Genomic DNA, 17,699 nt, shown 5'->3' with positions numbered 1-17,699 from the left:
AAGAAGAACTCATTTCGGAGATTGATCTGATTCGTAATTCACTCTCCATTGTGGAAGTTTACGTCGATGATTTATTTAACGTAGCATCAGCCCTGGTATCCGTTATTAAGCTTCCCAGTAGAACTCCACAACCGTAACAAAGCAGACCGTGCCATGGATCGGATTCCAGCGTTCATTGATATTTTAATCAATACCTTTACCACCCTCATTACCCAGTTTATCGATTTTGTTCCCCGCATTATCGGCGCAGCTTTTATCATTGCGGTAGGATTTGGGGTGGCAAAAGCCTTGTCAATCCTGGTGTCGAAACTCCTGGCGCGCGTCGGCTTTAACCGCATTGGGGATCGGCTCACGGAAATCGATTTCATTAAACGGCTTAAAACGGAAATCAAGCTGAGCGAAATCGTTGCCAAGATTCTGTACTATTTCGTATTGCTGATTTTCCTGATGGCTGCCACCGAAACGCTCGGGGTTTCGGCCATTACGGAAATGGTCAAATCACTGGTCGACTTCATTCCCCGCCTGATTGCCGCAGCCATCATGTTACAGGTGGGTGTACTGGTGGCTGATGCACTGAAAGGGGCCGTAGTCACGCTTTGCCAATCGTTCAATATTGCGTCCGGAAAGCTGCTGGGCATGATTGTATTCTTTTTCTTCCTCATCATAACCCTCATCAGTGCCTTAGGTCAGGCCGGTATCAACACCGAACTGCTGGAATCAAGCTTCAATTTGCTCATTGGGGGCGTTATTTTTGCTTTCGCCATCGGCTACGGCATGGCCTCGCGCGACGTCATGGCCAACATCCTGTCGTCTTTCTACAGTAAGAACCGCTTCTACGAAGGGCAAATTATCCGGGTTGGCGATACGAAAGGGCAAATTATCCGCATGGATAATACGTCATTGACACTCCAAACCGGCGCCACCGTTACGGTTATTCCCCTGCAAAGCCTTCAATCACAAAACGTTGAGGTATTTGATTAATTTTAGCCGCTTGTTATCCACCAACCTGTTTGCGTAATGAAAACCGCTTTTTTTCTCCTCTTTTTACTGGGCTGGAGTGTCGGCGCTATGGCCCAAAAACCGACCCGGCTGGATTCCATCAAGGTCGTTCCGATCGATACGGTGTACTGGAAACGGTCGGCGCAAGCCGGGATCAATTTAAACCAAGGATCCTTCAGTAGCAACTGGAAGGGAGGGGGCGTCAATTCGATCGCATTAGGAGCCTTTTTCAATGCCAAATCCGACTACATGCAGCGCCGATTCAACTGGACGAGCGAAGTGCAGTTGCAGTATGGTATCGTTAAAAACCAGAACCAGGATTCCCGCAAAAATGTCGATCGCATTTTTCTGGATACCAAAGTGGGACATCGATTAAGCCCGGTTTGGCTGGCATTTGGTAACCTCAACTTCCTGTCGCAGTTTGCCACGGGATACCGCTATGAGCAACTGCCCGGTGGTGGTGAGCGGAACGTGCTGATCTCCAATTTTTTCGCTCCGGCTTACCTGACCGAATCCGTGGGGCTGGAATATAAACCCACGACCTATTTCAATCTGCAATTCGGGTTGGGAACCATCCGGCAGACCTTCGTAACCGATGATGCCATTACGATTGGAGAACCATCACGCTATGGTGTTGCTCCCGGCAAAAATGTTCGAAATGAATTTGCCTTCCAGCTCATTGCCAATTTTGACCGTAATCTGATGGAAAATCTGAACCTGAAAGCCCGGTATCAGCTTTTTGCCAATTACGCAACCCTGAACGCCATCGATCACCGGCTTGATATTTCCCTGACCGCCAAAGTCAACAAGTACGTCAATGTGAATCTGACCGGCATTGTCCTGTACGACAAAGACCAGGACAATGCCATTCAGTATAGCCAGGGGCTGGCCATCGGGTTTTTGTACTCGTTTTAGGCAGCCTCCGATCCGGTTCTGTACAAAGGCGGAATCACCAACCGGTAATATGTCCCGTTCCGGTTGCTGACCTCCAGTTGGCCACCGGCCTGTTCGCTCAGCGACGTAATCAATCGTTTGCCGAATGAGCTATTGGGGCGTTCCCACCGCCGGAGGTCCAGACCCCGGCCGTTGTCCTGCACTTCCAGCGTGAGCCGGGGTCGCACCACGTTCGGTTCGTTGGAATAGTGGGCGGCCAGCCGGATGCGGAGAAAGGGCCGTGAAACGTGCTCGTAGGCATATTTGAAGGCATTGGTCAGGATTTCGTTCAGAATGAGGCCGAGCAACACCGACAGGTCGACATCCAGTTCTTCCTGCTCGATGAGCAACTCCCGATCAAAGTTCGCTTTATCAAACCCATAGGCCAGTAACAGACCATCGAAGAGATCGGTAATGTATTCTTTGATGTTGATGGCCGACACATTGTCGGTCATGTAGAGCCGCTGGTGAATCAGTGCCATCGCTTCCACCCGCTGTTGTCCGGCCCGAACCGCCTGAACCGCTCCCTCATCTTCCAGTCGTTTCGATTGCAGCCGGAGCAGGCTGGAGACAATGGCCAGGTTATTCTTGACCCGGTGGTTCAACTCCCGCAGCAACGTTTTCAATTGCTTCGACTGTTCCGAAATTTTCTGGTGGCTTTCCGAAATTACCCGGTTACTCTCCGTGAGTCGGGCGTTGGTACGCCGGATGGTACGGTATTGCCAGAACAAGAGTGCCGTTAACCCTACCAGAATCACCAAACCGGCACTTAGCCAGCCCAATTGCTGGGCTTTCTGGGTATTTTCCTCATCGAGTTTTTGGATTTGGCTTTCTTTTTCCCGTGCCTGGTAGCGACTTTCAGCCATAATCAGTTGACGTGCTTTGTCGGCATTCAGGACGCTGTCGCGGTACATGGTTTTTTGGCGGTAATAGGCCAGTGCCTGCCGGTCCTGCCCCCGTTTTTCGTAGATGCGGGTGAGAATATCAAAAATCTCTTCCCGCAATTTTAGCCGTTCCGGGCCGTTTTCGCTCCATTTCAGGGCCAACTGAGCGTATTTTTCGGCCTCATCCGGCCGGTTGAGCAGCAAAAGGGTGTTGGGAAGGTTGACGTACACATAACCTTTCAGATATTCATCTTTCTGTTCTTCGGCGTGTTTCAGGCATTGGCGGTAAATACGCTCCGACTCGGCGTAGAGCCCGGCATTCTTGTATTCGATGGCGCGGTTAAAGAGAGCCGCCGTGTAGTCCTCACCATTGGCCTGGTAAATGGCAATGGCCTGGGCATTATAGGCGAGTGCTTTCCGGGAATTTTTCCGGGTGTCTTCCAGGTTAGCCAGTTCAGAATAGGCATCGGCCATCAAAACCGCCCGATTGTTCTGGCGGGCTAACTGCCAAGCCTGGCGGTAATAGTTTTCGGCTTGTTTCAGGTCATTGGCCAAAAAATAGGTCTGGCCGATGCGCAGCAAGATCAAAATTCGCTGGTTGAGAGCCGGAGAGTCTTTGAGATAATCCAGTGCCTTCTGAAAATGATTCAGGGCCTGAGCAAAGTTTCCCTGGTCAATTTCCAGACGGCCGAATGATTCATACACTTTGCTGATCTGGCGCTCATCCTGTTTTTTTTCGGCGATGGACAGTGCTTCTGACAGAGCGGTTTGGGAGTCGCCCACCCGACCTTTCCGGAGCATCTCTTCGGCAAAATTCTGGTAGTTGGCAATCTGAACCGTATCCGGTTTAGATGCTAGTTGGGCTTTCAGGCTGTCGTAAGCGGTAGGTAAAGTGGGCTGAGCGTAAGTCTGTTGTAGAAAAAGGAAAACCGCACAGAGAAATAGAAACCCTTTCATGGATACAGGAAATAACATCGAGCAACAAATTCAACTTCGTTACCAAATCTGGAATTGCTGGATAAATGCCTGTTTATATTGCCGACCCAGCGGGATAATGTGTTTGCCAATCGTTATTTCACGATCCGAAAATCCTTCAACTTTTTTGATATGAACCGCAAAAGACCGGTGAACGCGAGCCAATTGCATTTCGCTTAGCCGTTCCAGCAGGGTGGTAAGCGTCAATCGGATGGCATATTTCCGGTCGTTGGTAACAATGGTAGTATAGGGGCCGTCGGCTTCCAGAATCAAAATATCTTCCAGCAGGATTTTAACAAACTGGTAGTTATGTTTAATAAAGATCAGGTTGTCGATGCGAAGAATGGTTTCACGGGATGGCGAATCTTTTTCCAGAATATTGTTTAGCTCAACGGCCTCATCCGGAACCGCCAGTTCCTGTTTATGGCTAAAATTATGAAGGGCTAACTCCATCGCAATGCGAAGGCTGCTGATGATAACGGGCTTCGTCAGGTAGGCGGCCGGGAGGGTTTGTTTAGCCCGTTCCAGGGTGCTTTTATCAGACAATGCCGTTGTGTAGATGACCGGTACCGGTCGCACGGTTTGGATTTGCCCGATGGTTTCGATGCCGTCCCAGTCCCCCTTCAGTTGAATGTCGCACACCACGAGGTCGACCCGCTGCGTTTTAAACAATTCCAGTGCTTTTCGGCCATTGTTAGCAATGCCTACTACATAATAACCTTCTTCTTCCAGTGTATCGGATAAATCCATGGCCAGAACGGCCTCGTCTTCAATTACTAATATGTGGATCTGCTCCTTCTCCATGCCTCAACCGGGTAAAGGGGTAAATTACTGATTATTACTGATAGTATCAGCCAAACGGATTCTTTTTATTCCCTTACCAAAATCGACCGTTCAGGTACCAATACCAGTCGTTAGTAACCATTTACCTACATCTTATTTTTGGGGAAGTATATTTGCACAATTATTCAATAACTTCCTGTATTTGCACCCTTTACCCAGAAATTTAAAGTATGTTAATTCCCGCTTCTACTTCTTCAGCGTCAGTTGCTTCTGATTCTGTTTTACAATTGTATTTTCGGGGTTCCCGGCAACATGTTTTTCAGGCATCCGATTTGGTTTGTTTGCAGGGAGACGGTAATTATACCTGGTTGCATTGGAGAAATCGCCCGTCCATCATTATGCCCAAGACCCTGAAGCAATTGGCGGGAATGTTGCCGGCCGATGGTTTTGTTCGGGTACATCGCAATAGCATTGTCAATTGTGAGTACATTGAACGGGTAGAACGATTGAAAACCGGTTTAGGCGCCATTCATTTGCTTAATGGAACCGTGGTGCCGGTGTCACGGCGTCGGTGGGAAGTGATTTCTGAATTATTATGCAACGCATGAAGCGCATATAAATACGTATTTGATCCTGAAAAGGTCAAAGATTAGAAGTAAAATCTATTTCTCTGTCAGAATCGTAAATAGAGTACTATGCTGTCAATCAATGACCCCAACTTCAAGCGCCAGATCGACTTGTTAAACATTTTTTACCTTCACAGCGAAGGGCAACAGACCTGGATTATTTATTTTGACAATGCAGGTCAGAAGTGCGTGTCTATTGCCGATTCACTCAATGACTGGGAAAAACAATTACCCGATTTCTGGCGGATCAATGAAAGCTATCTAATCAATCCGGGCATTATATACCGGTTTTATCCGGCCGAAATGCCCCACTTTCCACTGCCGCTGGTTGAGCTAATTTCCGGGCGCGTTCTGGCAGTTAGTCGTCAGAAAACCAAGACGATTTTGCAAAAATGGAACCGGATCCAGCGATCGATAATTTCCTGATTAAAGTCCGACACACCATAGAAAAGGCGCGATACCCAACGGTATCGCGCCTTTTCTATGGTGTGTCGGACTGCTTACTTGATGGCAAATGAACCCTCGCCAATCCGGAAACCTTCCGAGTAAAACTCGATGGTGTATTTCCCGGCTTTGTAAGGCACCGTACCGCGGTTGTAGGTCAGTTCCACATTCTGGTTGTTGTTGGTGAACGGAACCGTCTGTTTTACGGTATATATCTGTTCCTGCCCATTGACCTGGAATGTTCCGGAGCCATTGGCCATATCCGAAACCACAGCACCGCTCGGATCCAGTACCCGAACAAATACCTCTTTCTCTTCCTGCTTGGTCAGTGGGTTTTCAGGCAGCATATAGACCACTTTCAGCTTGTCAACACGCTTTGATTTTACCTGGTCTTCCGTTGCGTCGCGTTGTTTGCCGCGTGAATTCAGCGCAAATACCCGAACATTCTGGGCTTTCAGTGCGGAAGCGCGGGTTACTTTCTCCGCCAGATCCTTGTTGACTGTCGCAATGTTGGTCACTGAGTCCTGTAGCGATTGCTTTTCAGTTTGCAGCGTCGTATTAGCGTCGGCCAGGGTCTGGTTGTTGGTAACCAATAACTGGTTCTCGGTTTTCAGTTGAGCAATCAGGGTATCTTTCTCGACCAGATACGCTTCGTATTGCTTGATTTTTGCTTCATACTTAGCGATCGAAATTCGCTGCCCTTTCCGAAGGCTCGCTTTGTCGCGTTCCAGATCCGCTTTTACACGCTCCAGATCCGTAATATCACCACCCAGTTTTTTTACTTCCGCAATTTTAGCGTCCAGGGCCGTCGAGATTGAATCCAGTCTCGTTCGGGTAGTCGCTAATTCCTCTACGCGGGTGGCAATCGTTGCTTCCTGATTTTTACCCACTTCTTTCTGTTCATACAACAGATAACTGGACACACCGGCCAGAATGGTCATAATAACTAAGGCTGCTACGAGCGCTCCGTTTGCTTTTGGCTTATTGTTTTCCATAACTACTTTGTGCGGTTTGAATTGAATTAGACAGAATTAAACAAAAAATTGAGTAAATTATTGTCATTCAATCATGTTAGGGTTAAAAAGAAGATCACATTGTAACCATAACGGGAGCCTCTGTAAAGTTAGTGTATTACGGAATTAAATTTTAGTAAAACACTACATCCTGACTCAGAGCACGTTCGTTATCAACCGGACTATTAGTTATAACACTCTCGAAGTGGAAAATGTTATAAGAATCAGTAAAACATTGCTAAAAGGTCAATTAGTTCCCGACTATGCCTGAGTTACCCGAGGTCGAAATATACCGGCGTTATCTTGAAACCTCTTCACTTCATCAATCCATCGAATCCATCGAGGTTGAAGACCCCAAACTGCTGACGACCGATTTCGCCACCCTGCAGGAGGCTCTGGTGGGTCGTTGGTTCTCAGGCACCCATCGGGTGGGTAAAAATCTTTTCGTGACAACCGACGGTCCCGGCCAAGCTAGCGAACCGGTGATCGTGCACATGCATTTCGGCATGACGGGCGATCTGGACTATTACCATTCTTCACTCGACCGACCGAAGTATGCCCGGATTGTATTTCACTTCCGGAACGGCTTCAATTTAGGCTTCATTTGCCCGCGAAAATTTGAGCGGATTGGCCTAATCAGCGACATAGATAGTTATTTAAAACGGAAAAAGATTGGTAAAGATGGGTTAGAAATCACTTTTTCTGAGCTAACGGGACAGGTTCGGCGTAAAAAAGCCCTGATTAAACCGCTGTTGATGGATCAAACTACCGTGGCCGGATTGGGAAACTGGATCGTGGATGAAGTACTGTTTCAGGCAAAAGTCCATCCCGAAACGCGAACTGAACGCCTGACTGATGACGAGATCCGGCAGCTTTACGACGCCATCCGGCTGGTATTGATCACCGCCATTCGCCACGAAGCCCAATACCGTGATTTTCCGGCTGGCTTTCTGATACACGTCCGGGAGTGGGACAACTCACCTTACGACGACGTGGAAGCTCACAAATTCTGCCCCCGGTGCGGCACCAAGATCGAGAAGATTGAAGTCGGCGGGCGAACGACATATTTTTGCCCGGCCGATCAGCATATTTCCTGAAATCGGCCTTTCGGAGTAATAGGGAAGTGTCAGACCGAAAAAACACAGACTGGAGTCGGTGGACGCATCAAAAAAATCCCGTTCTTGCGATTTCCTAATCCTGAACCACCTTGGCTACTGTACTTCCTGAATTTCGTGCCGGTCGACTGATGTCGATGGACGCCTATCGCGGCTTTGTGATGTTTCTGATGGCTGCCGAAATCCTCCACTACGGCCGAATCTCGGAAGCCTTGCCCGACAGCTCGTTCTGGCGTTTCATGGCGCACCACCAGGATCACGTCGACTGGTTTGGCTGTACTTTGCACGATTTGATCCAACCCTCGTTTTCGTTTCTGGTGGGTGTGGCCCTGCCGTATTCCATCGCCAGCCGACAGGCCAAAAACGAACCTTTTGGAGTGATGTTTGCCCAAACGCTGCGACGCTCTCTAATCCTGATTCTGCTCGGTATTTTTTTGCGCTCGGTTGGCCGTGAACAAACTAATTTCACGTTTGAAGACACCCTGACGCAAATCGGCTTGGGCTATCCATTCCTTTTTTTATTGGGTTTCCGGCCCACGCGCACCGTTTGGATCGCCTTGGCCGCCATTCTGGTTGGGTATTGGCTGGCGTTCGTGATGTATCCTTTGCCCGGCCCCGGTTTTTCATACGAAGCCGTGGGCGTTCCCGCCGACTGGCCGAACCATAAAGCGGGCATAGCCGCTCATTTCAACAAAAACAGCAACCTGGCCTGGGCCTTCGATACCTGGTTTCTGAACCTGTTTCCCCGCGCCAAAACCTTTCTGTTCAATGGGGGAGGCTATGCAACCCTGAGCTTTATCCCGACTCTGGGAACGATGGTGCTGGGCTTGCAGGCCGGTCGATGGCTACGCGCCGGTTTGCCCTATTCTGAAATTCTGAAGCGGTTTTTGATCGCCGGCATCATTGGTCTGGCAACGGGCTGGCTACTGACCATCACGGGCATTAGTCCATCCATCAAGCGCATCTGGACGCCTGGTTGGGTGCTGTTCAGCGGTGGTTGGTGTTTTTTGCTCCTTTCTGCTTTCTACTATATAATAGATGTCCGGCAATGGCGCGGCTGGGCGTTTCCGCTGGTCGTGATTGGCATGAACTCCATCGCCATTTACTGCCTGGTTCACCTCATCGATCATTTTATCATCGACACCTTCAAGACGCATTTGGGACAAACCGTGTTCGAGCAGTTTGGCGCTTACGAACCGCTCGCCAGTGGCGGAGCAGCCCTACTGGTTTTCTGGCTGATCTTGTACTGGATGTATAAGAAAAAACTGTTTATCCGGGTGTAGAACAGGAATGCGTATCGAAGCAATGCGACAACGGTCATCAGAAACGAGTGAATGGCAGTATTCTGGAATTCCTATGAAAAAAGTACGACTACTCGGTCTTGTATTGTTCAGCCAAATCGCAGCACTGGCGCAGCAACCGAACGCTTTAAAACTTTGGTACGACAAACCCGCAGGCAAAACCTGGACGGATGCCCTTCCTGTTGGCAACGGACGACTGGGCGCGATGGTTTATGGAAATCCGCAACAGGAAATCATCAAACTGAACGAGTCTTCCGTCTGGTCGGGTGGTCCAAACCACAACGATAATCCCGATGCGCTGGCGGCCTTGCCTACCATCCGAAAGCTGATTTTTGAAGGAAAACACGCCGAAGCGCAGAAACTGGCAGCCGAGAAAGTCGAGTCCAAAAAGGCGCAGGGCATGATGTTCCAGCCTGTCGGAAACCTGAATCTGGCGTTTGCCGGTCATGATTCGTTTGCCGATTATTACCGGGAACTGGATCTGGAACGCGCCGTCTCGACCACAATGTATACCGTCGATGGTGTGCGCTACACCCGGCAGGTAATCGCTTCCGTTCCCGGTCAGGTGATTGCCATTCGACTGACGGCCAGCCAGCCGGGCAAACTGACTTTCACGGCTTTTCTGAACAGTCCTCAAAAAACGGAACGCAAAACCGAGGGCAAAGACAAGCTGGTTTTGACCGGCATCACCAGCGACCACGAAGGCGTCAAAGGGCAGGTGCGGTTCAATGCGCACGTCAAAGTGCTGCCAGAAGGTGGACAATTGAGTCCGACGGATACATCGGTCGTCGTAACCGGTGCCAATGCGGTTACCCTGTATGTTTCGATCGGGACAAATTTCGTGGATTATAAAACCCTGACGGCCAACCCGCAAGCGAAAGCTGATCAGCCCCTGAACCGTGCGATTACCCGGCCTTTCTGTGCGGTTTTGAAAGATCATGTGGCGGCTTACCAAATGTATTTCAATCGGGTAAAACTGGATCTGGGCACCACCGATGCGGCTAAGTTGCCAACCGATGAACGCATCCGGCAGTTTGCGTCGGGCAACGATCCGCAACTCGTTTCGCTGTATTTTCAGTTCGGGCGGTATTTGCTGGTTTCCAGCTCGCAGCCTGGGCCCAACGGCGTTCCGGGCCAACCGGCTAACCTGCAAGGCATCTGGAACCAGCAAATGAGCCCGCCCTGGGACAGTAAATACACAATCAACATCAACACTGAAATGAATTACTGGCCTGCGGAGGTCACTAATCTGACCGAACTGCACGAACCGCTTATTCAGATGGTGAAGGACCTTTCGCAAACCGGTCAGCAAACCGCCCGGGAGATGTATGGCGTGGGCGGCTGGGTGGCCCACCACAACACCGATCTGTGGCGCATCACCGGGCCGGTCGATCCGATTTTCTACGCCATGTGGCCGATGAGCGGTGCCTGGCTTAGTCAGCATGCCTGGGAAAAATACCGGTATTCCGGCGACAAAACGTACCTGAAAACGGTCTATCCGGCGATTAAGGGAGCGGCTCAATTCTTCGTCGATTTTCTGATCGAAGAGCCTACGCATCACTGGCTGGTGGTTAGCCCGAGCATGTCGCCCGAAAACGCGCCGACGAGCCGCCCGAATGTGACGATTGGCGCGGGGCATACAATGGATAATCAACTGGTTTTCGATATTCTGACGGCGGCCATGCGGTCGGCGGAAGCGTTGAATACCGATGCGGAATTTGTCAAAATTTTGAAAGAAAAACGCGCGCGGCTGGCTCCGATGCAGGTCGGGCAGCACGGACAGTTGCAGGAATGGCTGGAAGATCTGGACAATCCGAAAGACAACCACCGGCACATTTCGCACCTATATGGACTGTATCCATCGGCACAATTATCAGCCTACCGCACGCCCGAACTGTTCAGTGCAGCCCGGACATCGCTCGAACACCGGGGCGATGTTTCAACGGGCTGGTCGATGGGCTGGAAAGTGAACTGGTGGGCGCGGCTGCTGGACGGAAACCGGGCCTATAAACTCATTACCGATCAGTTGTCACCAGTCAATGCACCCGGCAAAAAAGGTGGTGGCGGCACGTATACCAACCTTTTTGACGCACATCCACCGTTCCAGATCGACGGCAACTTTGGCTGTACGGCGGGTGTGGCCGAAATGCTGCTGCAAAGCCACGACGGCACCATTCATTTGTTACCGGCCTTGCCCGATGTGTGGAAATCAGGAAAAATCAGCGGTTTACGGGCGCGGGGCGGTTTTGAACTGGTGGCCATGGAATGGAAAGAAGGTAAAGTGGCGAAGGTGACGATCAGGTCGAATCTGGGTGGGAACTGCCGGATTCGTGTACCGAATGCATTGAAGTCTACCGGATTGGCCTTGAAAACCGCTCAGGGCGTAAATCCCAATTCGTTTTACCAACCGGAAGAAACTGCCAAAGCACTGATTTCGACCCGTGCCACGCTGAGTCCATTGACGTTGAAGGAAACGCTCGTTTACGATTTGCCGACGCAAAAAGGGAAAACCTACACCCTAACGTTTTAGGTACTTCGAAATTCGTATTCTAAATCCATGGAAAAATCAATTTGGACCAGCGGTATGCTGGCCGCAACGTGTCAGGTGTCCTGGAAAACTCATGGGGTACGGCGCAAATCCCGGCTGGTCAAACCATGGAAATGGTTCCGGGCAAATGGGCTATACGGCCCAAAACCGGTCAGGAAAAAGTAGGACAACCCATTATGAAAATTCGTAGAAACTGCGGCTGGCCGATTCATGGAGCGACGCATACGACGCGTCGTGGAGCTTCCGCATCATGAAACCGTGTTCCCGCAGAAAATGCAGGTTGAATTTCCGCATCAGGCGGTGGTGGGACGCTTCCGGACTTTCGACGTGCTTAATGACGTAATTCGGAAAATACCCGTAGACCTCTTCCGGGGCAATGCTGAAAGGTGCCGTGTTTAGGGCCGGTGCATATTCCAGCGTGTTCAGAAAATACTCCGTTCCCGGAGCGGTCAGTGTTTCCATTTTTTGCAGGTACTCCACCCGCAGGGGAAGCGGTAACGCCACCAACGAAGCCCGGTCGTAAACGAGGTCAATCTCACCGACTTCTTCGGGCGTTAAGGCGAACAGATCTTTGCAAAAGATGGTCAGATTGTTCGAGATATACCGCTCCCCGACTTTTTCATACGCAAGCTGGTTTTCCGCAAAAAACTGCAGGATCACCTTCTCGACCTTTTCCACACCCACGACGCGTTCCGCAAATTGACTGAAATACACCAGGTCGAGCGACCGGCCGCAGAGCGGCACAAAAATCGACTTTTCCATCAACGCAAACGGCGTCAGGTGTTTCAGTACGTACGGGTGAACGTCCGGACGGTGGAAGCGGGTGTTTGAATCTTCCCACGATTCTGCCCAGGCTTGCTTTTCCATTAGTACGTGTTGTTGTTCTTGTTGTTCAGTAGTTGTTGTTGCTGTGTCTTTCGACGCTACAAAGGTGGCGGGTGATGCGGCTTTTTTTTAGAGGGAATGTACGGATTCTTCAAAACAGGTACTTCTACGTAACGAAAGCGATGTAAAACGAAACCGCCGTCACAACAATCCTGAAAGGCTTGCCTATGAATAACCCTGGGTGTAACCCAGGGCAGACGCACGGATGAGGAGGGGATCGGTAAGCTAGGGGGCGACTTCCAGCTTCAAAATCCGGTTATTGACCGTTCCGTTCGTAATAACAGGTTCGTCGTAGTAGTGCACCCGCATGTACATCCCGTCGCGAATGGGAATCCGAATCGAATCATTGTTTTGAAAACCGGCCGCACTGCCTCCCCCCCGGATGTAATAGCCAAATTTTACGTTATTGACCATAAAGCTTTCATAATGATAATTCTGCCACTTGTTGCTGGCATCTTTATCGCGCCAGATTTTCTCCCAGTAGCCGGTTACAATGCCCTCGACTTTCAGGCAGTCTGGTGCTTCCAATTTGCTCTTCAGGTGGTTGTAATCCCAGAAAGGTATTCCGAAAGTTACCACAGAGAGGCCGCAGGTGACAAAAAGGAGTATCTTCCGGTGTTTCCAAGAACGGAAAAAAATAAAAACGATCAGCGTGGCGGCAACGAATCCGGCGGAAATATACGCCCAGAGCCACTCTTCGTAGCCTTGGGCAGCGATGTCGTAAATCGTACGGTATTGCATAGGTATTAAAGGCTGGAAGATGCTTCTTCCGATTTGGGTACCAGTACTGGATCAGCTCCCAAGGCCTTCGCCACTAAAAAGACGCTAATGAGCGTCAACACCGCACCCATGAGAAAGGGCGCTCCCGGAAAATACACCGGCGCTTCGGGCTTGGTAAAATACGCAAACAAATGCGTCATTAACAAGGGGCCAACGATGGAGGTCATGCTCGCCAGACTCGTCAGGGCACCCTGCAGTTCGCCCTGTTCGTTGGGCGGCACCTGCGACGAAATGAGCCCCTGAACAGCCGGGCCTGCCAAACCGCCCAGCGCATACGGAATCATGAACGCAAACATCATCCAGCCCTGCGTGGCAAACGCAAACAGCGTAAACCCAAGGATGGAGAAGCTCATTCCCGTAAAAACCGCCTTTCGTTGACCTAGTTTCGGAATGGCTACCCGAATCAAACCGCCCTGAACGATGGCCACCGTCAGCCCGATGAAGCCGAGGGAATAGCCCACCCACGTTTCGTTCCAGCGAAATTTTTCGATGACGTAATACGTCCAGGTCGATTGGGGTGCCTGACCGGCAATGTACAGCAACACCATCGTGCTGACCAGGCCCAGGATGGCAGGATACTGCTTCAACCGGGCCAGCGAACCAATCGGATTGGCCCGTTTCCACTCAAAAGCCCGGCGGTGTTCCTGGGGCAACGATTCCGGAAGAATGAAATACCCGTAGATAAAATTCAGAAGCGACAGCCCCGCCGAAATCATGAAGGGAACCCGGCTGCCGTATTGACTGAAAACCCCGCCGATGATGGGCCCCACAATGAACCCTAACCCAAAAGCCGCGCCGACCAAACCGAAGTTCTGCGCCCGTTTTTCCGGTGGACTGACGTCGGCAATGTAGGCCGATGCCGTCGTGAAACTGGCTCCGCAAATACCGGCAATAAACCGGGCCACAAACAGCCAGGCAATGGTGGGCGCGAAGGCACAAAAGACATAATCGAGGCCCAGGCCGAAGAGTGAAATCAGCAAAACCGGTCGTCGGCCAAAGCGGTCGCTCAAACCGCCCAGAATTGGGGAAAACACAAATTGCATGATGGCGTAAGAGAACGTAAGCCAGCCGCCGTATTGCGATGCTTCACTGAGATCTCCGCCGGTCAGTTCTTCAATCAATCGGGGAACAATCGGAGCGATCACCCCAATGCCGGTGCAGTCAATCAGAATGGTAATGAAGATGAACGTCAGCGCCCGGTTGCGTTGTGGAGCCATGCGGTAAAATTTTGCCCAAAGTTACGGCTTTCTGCCCATTTTTGTCACGAACTTGCCGAAACCATTCATTCCGACGATGACAACACTCGAAAACGACTTTATCAAAGTGAGCATCCGTTCCCAGGGTGCCGAACTGACGTCTATTTATAACAAACAAACCGGTATTGAACACCTCTGGCAGGCCGATCCGGCGGTTTGGGGTTGGCACGCGCCGAATCTGTTTCCGGTGGTGGGCGGCTGCCTTAACAACCAGATTATCGTCGATGGAAAACCGTATCCGATGGAGCGGCACGGGTTTACGCGGCAGTCCGAATTTACGGTGGTTGAAGCCACACCGACGAAGGTGTGTTTTTCACTCAAATCCAACGAAAATACGCGGGCGGTTTACCCCTATGAATTTGATTTCCAGATCGAATACCAGATCGACAACCAGGTGCTGACCCTCATTTACCGCGTGATCAATCTGGAAGACAAGCGGATGTATTTCTCCGTAGGCTCGCACCCGGCATTTGCGGTGCCGTTTTTCCCGAACGAAAAATACGAAGATTATTACCTGGAATTTCAGAACGAAGAACCGCTGGAACGCCATATGCTGTCGACCAAAGGTTATTTTACGGGTGAAACCGAGCCGGTTTTGACCGTCGACAAACAGTTGCCGCTGACGGCCGACTTATTCAATGACGACGCACTGGTATTCAAAAATCTGGCTTCCCGGAGCGTGACGATTCGGAGCCGCAACCACGATCATGCCGTAACGGTTAGCTTTCCGGCATTTCCGTATCTGGGCATCTGGGCCAAACCGGGCGGGAAGTTTGTCTGCATCGAACCCTGGCTGGGCTGTGCCGACCGCGAGGGAACGCCCGTGCCGTTCGAGGAGAAAGAAGCTATCCAGCACGTTGAACCGAATGGTTTGTTTGAAACCGGGTATACGATTGGGGTATAAAAAAAGGTGGCCGGAGATCCGTTGATCTCTGGCCACCTCACTCAAAAGAGTTTAATTTATTTCTGCTCCGTCAGCAGGTTGAAGAATTCATCCAGTTTCGGCAACAGAACGATTTCGGTCCGGCGATTGGCCTGACGACCTGCTTCCGTGGTGTTGTCTTCTTTCGGGATAAATTCCGAACGACCGCCAGCCGTTAAGCGGGACGGTGCTACGCCAAACTGGGTTTGCAGTGTCCGAACCACCGAAGTTGCCCGCATCACGCTCAAATCCCAGTTGTCTTTCAGGAATTGCGTCGAGATCGGGTAAACGTCCGTGTGGCCTTCCACCAGCACATCCAGGTTGCGGTGGTCGTTGATCACCTGCGCTACTTTACCCAATACCGATTCTGCTTGTTTGTTCAGCACATAACTGGCCGAAGGGAACAACATTTTGTCCGAGATAGAAACGTATACAACGCCTTTTTTCACTTCCACCTGAACATCGCTGTCGTTGATGTCGGACAGAGACCGTTTCAGGTTTTTCACCAACAACAGGTTGATGGAATCTCTTCTCTGGGCAGAGGAAGACACATTAGAGAGTGTTTCGAGTGACCGACGGATGCTTTCGGCACCCGCTTTGCTAACAATCGACAGATCCGCCATCCGGTCCAACAGATTCGTGTTGGTTTTTTTCAGGTAGTCCAACTGGCTCTGTAAATCGGTAATCTGACCGTTTTTGGTGAGTAGTTCCGCGTCTTTGGTTCCGATGGTGCTTTGCAGACTGGCCGTTTTTTTGGCGCAATCTTCCAATTCCATTTTTACTTTGTCATGAACGGTTTGCAATTCAGCTAATCGCTTTTTGCTTTTGCAGGAGGTTATTACGGTTAAGAGGGCAATGGCAAGCAGGAAATTTTTCATATTTTTTGTTAGGGATAATAAAATTATTTAGGGTTAACGCTAAAGCTCTGCAAGTTACGAAGCAATTGGGGAAGGTAACAAATGGATTTTTGCATTATTTCTCTTTTTAAGCTTTTTCTAATTATCCGGTCTTTTAAAACCGCGTCAGCGCTTTTTCCGAGACCGTCAGCCCGATGGATAAGGAAGAGGTTGCCGCCGGAGAAGGCGCATTGCAGACGTGGATCGCCCGGTCGGTTTCCAGAATTGCAAAGTCGTCGAGCAAGCCGCCGGTTCGGTCGCAGGCCTGAGCGCGGACGCCCGAACCGCCCTCTATGAGGTCGTTTTCCTGAATTTCCGGAATCAATTCCTGCAAGGCTTTCGTAAACGCCGACTTCGAGAAAGACCGGTACATTTCACCCAGCCCCGTTTCCCAGTATTTGGCCGCCACTTTCTGAAAACCGGGCCAGCTCAGGGTTTCGTACATTTCCTTCAAATTGATATCCGACTTCCGGTAGCCCTCCCGCTGAAACGCCAGAACCGCATTCGGTCCGGCTTCGACACCGCCGTGTACCATGCGCGTAAAATGAACGCCGAGAAAAGGGAAGTTTGGGTCCGGAACCGGGTAAATCAGGTTTCGAACGAGGTATTCTTTTTCGGGCCGGATCTTGAAATATTCGCCCCGGAAGGGAATAATCCGAACGTCAATCTCCTGTCGTTGGGTGAGTTGCGCAATTTTGTCGGAATACAGCCCGGCGCAGTTGATGACCAGCTTCGTTTCGTAGGTGGCTCGGTCGGTCACCACCACCGAGAGCGTATTGCCCGGGGTGATCTGGGTGACTTTCTCGCCCAGCCGAATTTCTCCCCCCAGTTCGCGCAGTTTTTCGGCGTATTTCTCGCACACCTGCACGTAGTCGATGATACCGGTTTGCGGCACCCACATGCCCGCGACGCCCCGAACGTGCGGTTCGATTTCGTGCATTTCGGACAGCGTCAGCTTTTTGAGTCCTTCCAGACCATTTTGCTGCCCGCGCTGGTATAAATTATCCAGAAGCGGTACTTCCTCTGGCTTCGTCGCCACCACGATTTTGCCGCAGAGTTCATACGGAACATTTTCCTGTTCGCAGAATTCGAGCAGCATCCAGTAGCCCCGAATGCAGTTGGTCGCTTTCAGACTTCCTGGTTTGTAATACAGCCCCGAATGAATAACGCCACTGTTGTGACCGGTCTGGTGGGCCGCCAGCCGGTTTTCTTTTTCGATGACGGTGACCGAAAGGCCGGGCCGCTGCCGCTTGATTTGCAGGGCCGTAGCCAGCCCGACAATACCGCCCCCAATGATGATAATGTCATTCATGTCGCTTTACTTTAGGAGGATGAAACA

Annotated in this window: 15 protein-coding genes and 1 pseudogene; 8 read left to right on the top strand and 8 right to left on the bottom strand. The window is 50.7% G+C overall.

The window, feature by feature from the left end; all coding sequences use genetic code 11:
* Window positions 1-153: 153 nt before the first annotated feature.
* Window positions 154-981 carry a mechanosensitive ion channel family protein gene (locus ACS5NO_RS18290; RefSeq protein ID WP_439416493.1) on the top strand — a complete coding sequence of 276 codons (828 nt, stop codon included), beginning with the start codon at window positions 154-156 and terminating at the stop codon, window positions 979-981.
* Between the two features lie 36 nt (window positions 982-1,017).
* Window positions 1,018-1,914 carry a DUF3078 domain-containing protein gene (locus ACS5NO_RS18285; RefSeq protein WP_439416492.1) on the top strand — a complete coding sequence of 299 codons (897 nt, stop codon included), beginning with the start codon at window positions 1,018-1,020 and terminating at the stop codon, window positions 1,912-1,914.
* Here the strand turns inward: ACS5NO_RS18285 and ACS5NO_RS18280 are convergent.
* Entirely contained in the window at window positions 1,911-3,773 is a 1,863-nt protein-coding gene (locus tag ACS5NO_RS18280) for a histidine kinase dimerization/phosphoacceptor domain -containing protein (protein WP_439416491.1), read from the bottom strand. The two genes, ACS5NO_RS18285 and ACS5NO_RS18280, sit on opposite strands and share 4 nt — an antisense overlap.
* Window positions 3,774-3,812: 39 nt before the next feature.
* Window positions 3,813-4,595 (bottom strand): response regulator, encoded by a 783-nt coding sequence (locus ACS5NO_RS18275; RefSeq protein WP_439416490.1) that lies wholly within the window; start codon window positions 4,593-4,595, stop codon window positions 3,813-3,815.
* Between the two features lie 209 nt (window positions 4,596-4,804).
* Between ACS5NO_RS18275 and ACS5NO_RS18270 the strand changes: the two genes are divergently transcribed.
* The gene (locus ACS5NO_RS18270) at window positions 4,805-5,182 is read left to right on the top strand and encodes a LytR/AlgR family response regulator transcription factor (protein ID WP_439416489.1); all 378 of its coding nucleotides are present in this window, start codon (window positions 4,805-4,807) and stop codon (window positions 5,180-5,182) included.
* 87 nt (window positions 5,183-5,269) lie between these two features.
* On the top strand, window positions 5,270-5,626 hold the full coding sequence (locus tag ACS5NO_RS18265; protein ID WP_439416488.1) for a LytTR family transcriptional regulator DNA-binding domain-containing protein: 357 nt from the start codon (window positions 5,270-5,272) through the stop codon (window positions 5,624-5,626).
* A 74-nt stretch (window positions 5,627-5,700) separates the two neighbouring features.
* Here the strand turns inward: ACS5NO_RS18265 and ACS5NO_RS18260 are convergent, their stop codons facing one another.
* The gene (locus ACS5NO_RS18260) at window positions 5,701-6,639 is read right to left on the bottom strand and encodes a DUF8428 domain-containing protein (protein ID WP_138992537.1); all 939 of its coding nucleotides are present in this window, start codon (window positions 6,637-6,639) and stop codon (window positions 5,701-5,703) included.
* A gap of 281 nt (window positions 6,640-6,920) precedes the next feature.
* Here ACS5NO_RS18260 and ACS5NO_RS18255 point away from each other — a divergent pair, with 281 nt between their 5' ends.
* The 3 genes from ACS5NO_RS18255 (at window position 6,921) to ACS5NO_RS18245 (ending at window position 11,603) form a co-directional block, all read left to right on the top strand.
* Window positions 6,921-7,754: an Fpg/Nei family DNA glycosylase gene (locus ACS5NO_RS18255; protein WP_439416487.1), complete on the top strand. Its 834-nt coding sequence runs from the start codon at window positions 6,921-6,923 to the stop codon at window positions 7,752-7,754.
* Between the two features lie 110 nt (window positions 7,755-7,864).
* A complete protein-coding gene (locus tag ACS5NO_RS18250; RefSeq protein ID WP_439416486.1) occupies window positions 7,865-9,055 on the top strand; it encodes an acyltransferase family protein in 1,191 nt (396 codons plus the stop codon).
* 73 nt (window positions 9,056-9,128) lie between these two features.
* On the top strand, window positions 9,129-11,603 hold the full coding sequence (locus ACS5NO_RS18245) for a glycoside hydrolase family 95 protein (RefSeq protein ID WP_439416485.1): 2,475 nt from the start codon (window positions 9,129-9,131) through the stop codon (window positions 11,601-11,603).
* A 192-nt stretch (window positions 11,604-11,795) separates the two neighbouring features.
* Here ACS5NO_RS18245 and ACS5NO_RS18240 read toward each other — a convergent pair whose 3' ends face one another.
* The 3 genes and pseudogenes from ACS5NO_RS18240 to ACS5NO_RS18230 all read right to left on the bottom strand — a co-directional run.
* Window positions 11,796-12,488, bottom strand: a complete 693-nt coding sequence (locus tag ACS5NO_RS18240) for a class I SAM-dependent methyltransferase (protein WP_439416484.1) — start codon at window positions 12,486-12,488, stop codon at window positions 11,796-11,798.
* A gap of 243 nt (window positions 12,489-12,731) precedes the next feature.
* Window positions 12,732-13,247: a hypothetical protein gene (locus ACS5NO_RS18235; protein WP_439416483.1), complete on the bottom strand. Its 516-nt coding sequence runs from the start codon at window positions 13,245-13,247 to the stop codon at window positions 12,732-12,734.
* Between the two features lie 5 nt (window positions 13,248-13,252).
* Window positions 13,253-14,509 (bottom strand): annotated as a pseudogene (locus ACS5NO_RS18230) (TCR/Tet family MFS transporter); the annotation flags it as partial.
* Between the two features lie 70 nt (window positions 14,510-14,579).
* Here ACS5NO_RS18230 and ACS5NO_RS18225 point away from each other — a divergent pair.
* A complete protein-coding gene (locus tag ACS5NO_RS18225) occupies window positions 14,580-15,446 on the top strand; it encodes an aldose 1-epimerase family protein (protein WP_439416482.1) in 867 nt (288 codons plus the stop codon).
* A gap of 56 nt (window positions 15,447-15,502) precedes the next feature.
* Here ACS5NO_RS18225 and ACS5NO_RS18220 read toward each other — a convergent pair whose 3' ends face one another.
* Window positions 15,503-16,342, bottom strand: coding sequence for an OmpA/MotB family protein (locus ACS5NO_RS18220; RefSeq protein WP_150877883.1), 840 nt, complete (start codon window positions 16,340-16,342; stop codon window positions 15,503-15,505).
* A gap of 133 nt (window positions 16,343-16,475) precedes the next feature.
* Window positions 16,476-17,672, bottom strand: a complete 1,197-nt coding sequence (gene lhgD / locus ACS5NO_RS18215; RefSeq protein ID WP_439416481.1) for an L-2-hydroxyglutarate dehydrogenase — start codon at window positions 17,670-17,672, stop codon at window positions 16,476-16,478.
* Between the last annotated feature and the right edge of the window lie 27 nt (window positions 17,673-17,699).

Origin of the sequence: Larkinella fluvii (assembly GCF_051857545.1) — a bacterium.
In the GTDB taxonomy this organism is placed as follows: Bacteria; Bacteroidota; Bacteroidia; order Cytophagales; family Spirosomataceae; genus Larkinella.
Note: the sequence above shows the minus strand (reverse complement) of the source record. Positions and strands in the feature narration are given on the sequence as shown.

What these genes read in the sequence shown, in the direction of transcription:
- ACS5NO_RS18290 (WP_439416493.1), top strand. Translation starts at nt 154, where the DNA reads ATGGATCGGATTCCAGCGTTCATTGATATTTTAATCAATACCTTTACC.
- ACS5NO_RS18285 (WP_439416492.1), top strand. Translation starts at nt 1,018, where the DNA reads ATGAAAACCGCTTTTTTTCTCCTCTTTTTACTGGGCTGGAGTGTCGGC.
- ACS5NO_RS18280 (WP_439416491.1), bottom strand. Translation starts at nt 3,773, where the DNA reads ATGAAAGGGTTTCTATTTCTCTGTGCGGTTTTCCTTTTTCTACAACAG.
- ACS5NO_RS18275 (WP_439416490.1), bottom strand. Translation starts at nt 4,595, where the DNA reads ATGGAGAAGGAGCAGATCCACATATTAGTAATTGAAGACGAGGCCGTT.
- ACS5NO_RS18270 (WP_439416489.1), top strand. Translation starts at nt 4,805, where the DNA reads ATGTTAATTCCCGCTTCTACTTCTTCAGCGTCAGTTGCTTCTGATTCT.
- ACS5NO_RS18265 (WP_439416488.1), top strand. Translation starts at nt 5,270, where the DNA reads ATGCTGTCAATCAATGACCCCAACTTCAAGCGCCAGATCGACTTGTTA.
- ACS5NO_RS18260 (WP_138992537.1), bottom strand. Translation starts at nt 6,639, where the DNA reads ATGGAAAACAATAAGCCAAAAGCAAACGGAGCGCTCGTAGCAGCCTTA.
- ACS5NO_RS18255 (WP_439416487.1), top strand. Translation starts at nt 6,921, where the DNA reads ATGCCTGAGTTACCCGAGGTCGAAATATACCGGCGTTATCTTGAAACC.
- ACS5NO_RS18245 (WP_439416485.1), top strand. Translation starts at nt 9,129, where the DNA reads ATGAAAAAAGTACGACTACTCGGTCTTGTATTGTTCAGCCAAATCGCA.
- ACS5NO_RS18240 (WP_439416484.1), bottom strand. Translation starts at nt 12,488, where the DNA reads ATGGAAAAGCAAGCCTGGGCAGAATCGTGGGAAGATTCAAACACCCGC.
- ACS5NO_RS18235 (WP_439416483.1), bottom strand. Translation starts at nt 13,247, where the DNA reads ATGCAATACCGTACGATTTACGACATCGCTGCCCAAGGCTACGAAGAG.
- ACS5NO_RS18225 (WP_439416482.1), top strand. Translation starts at nt 14,580, where the DNA reads ATGACAACACTCGAAAACGACTTTATCAAAGTGAGCATCCGTTCCCAG.
- ACS5NO_RS18220 (WP_150877883.1), bottom strand. Translation starts at nt 16,342, where the DNA reads ATGAAAAATTTCCTGCTTGCCATTGCCCTCTTAACCGTAATAACCTCC.
- lhgD (WP_439416481.1), bottom strand. Translation starts at nt 17,672, where the DNA reads ATGAATGACATTATCATCATTGGGGGCGGTATTGTCGGGCTGGCTACG.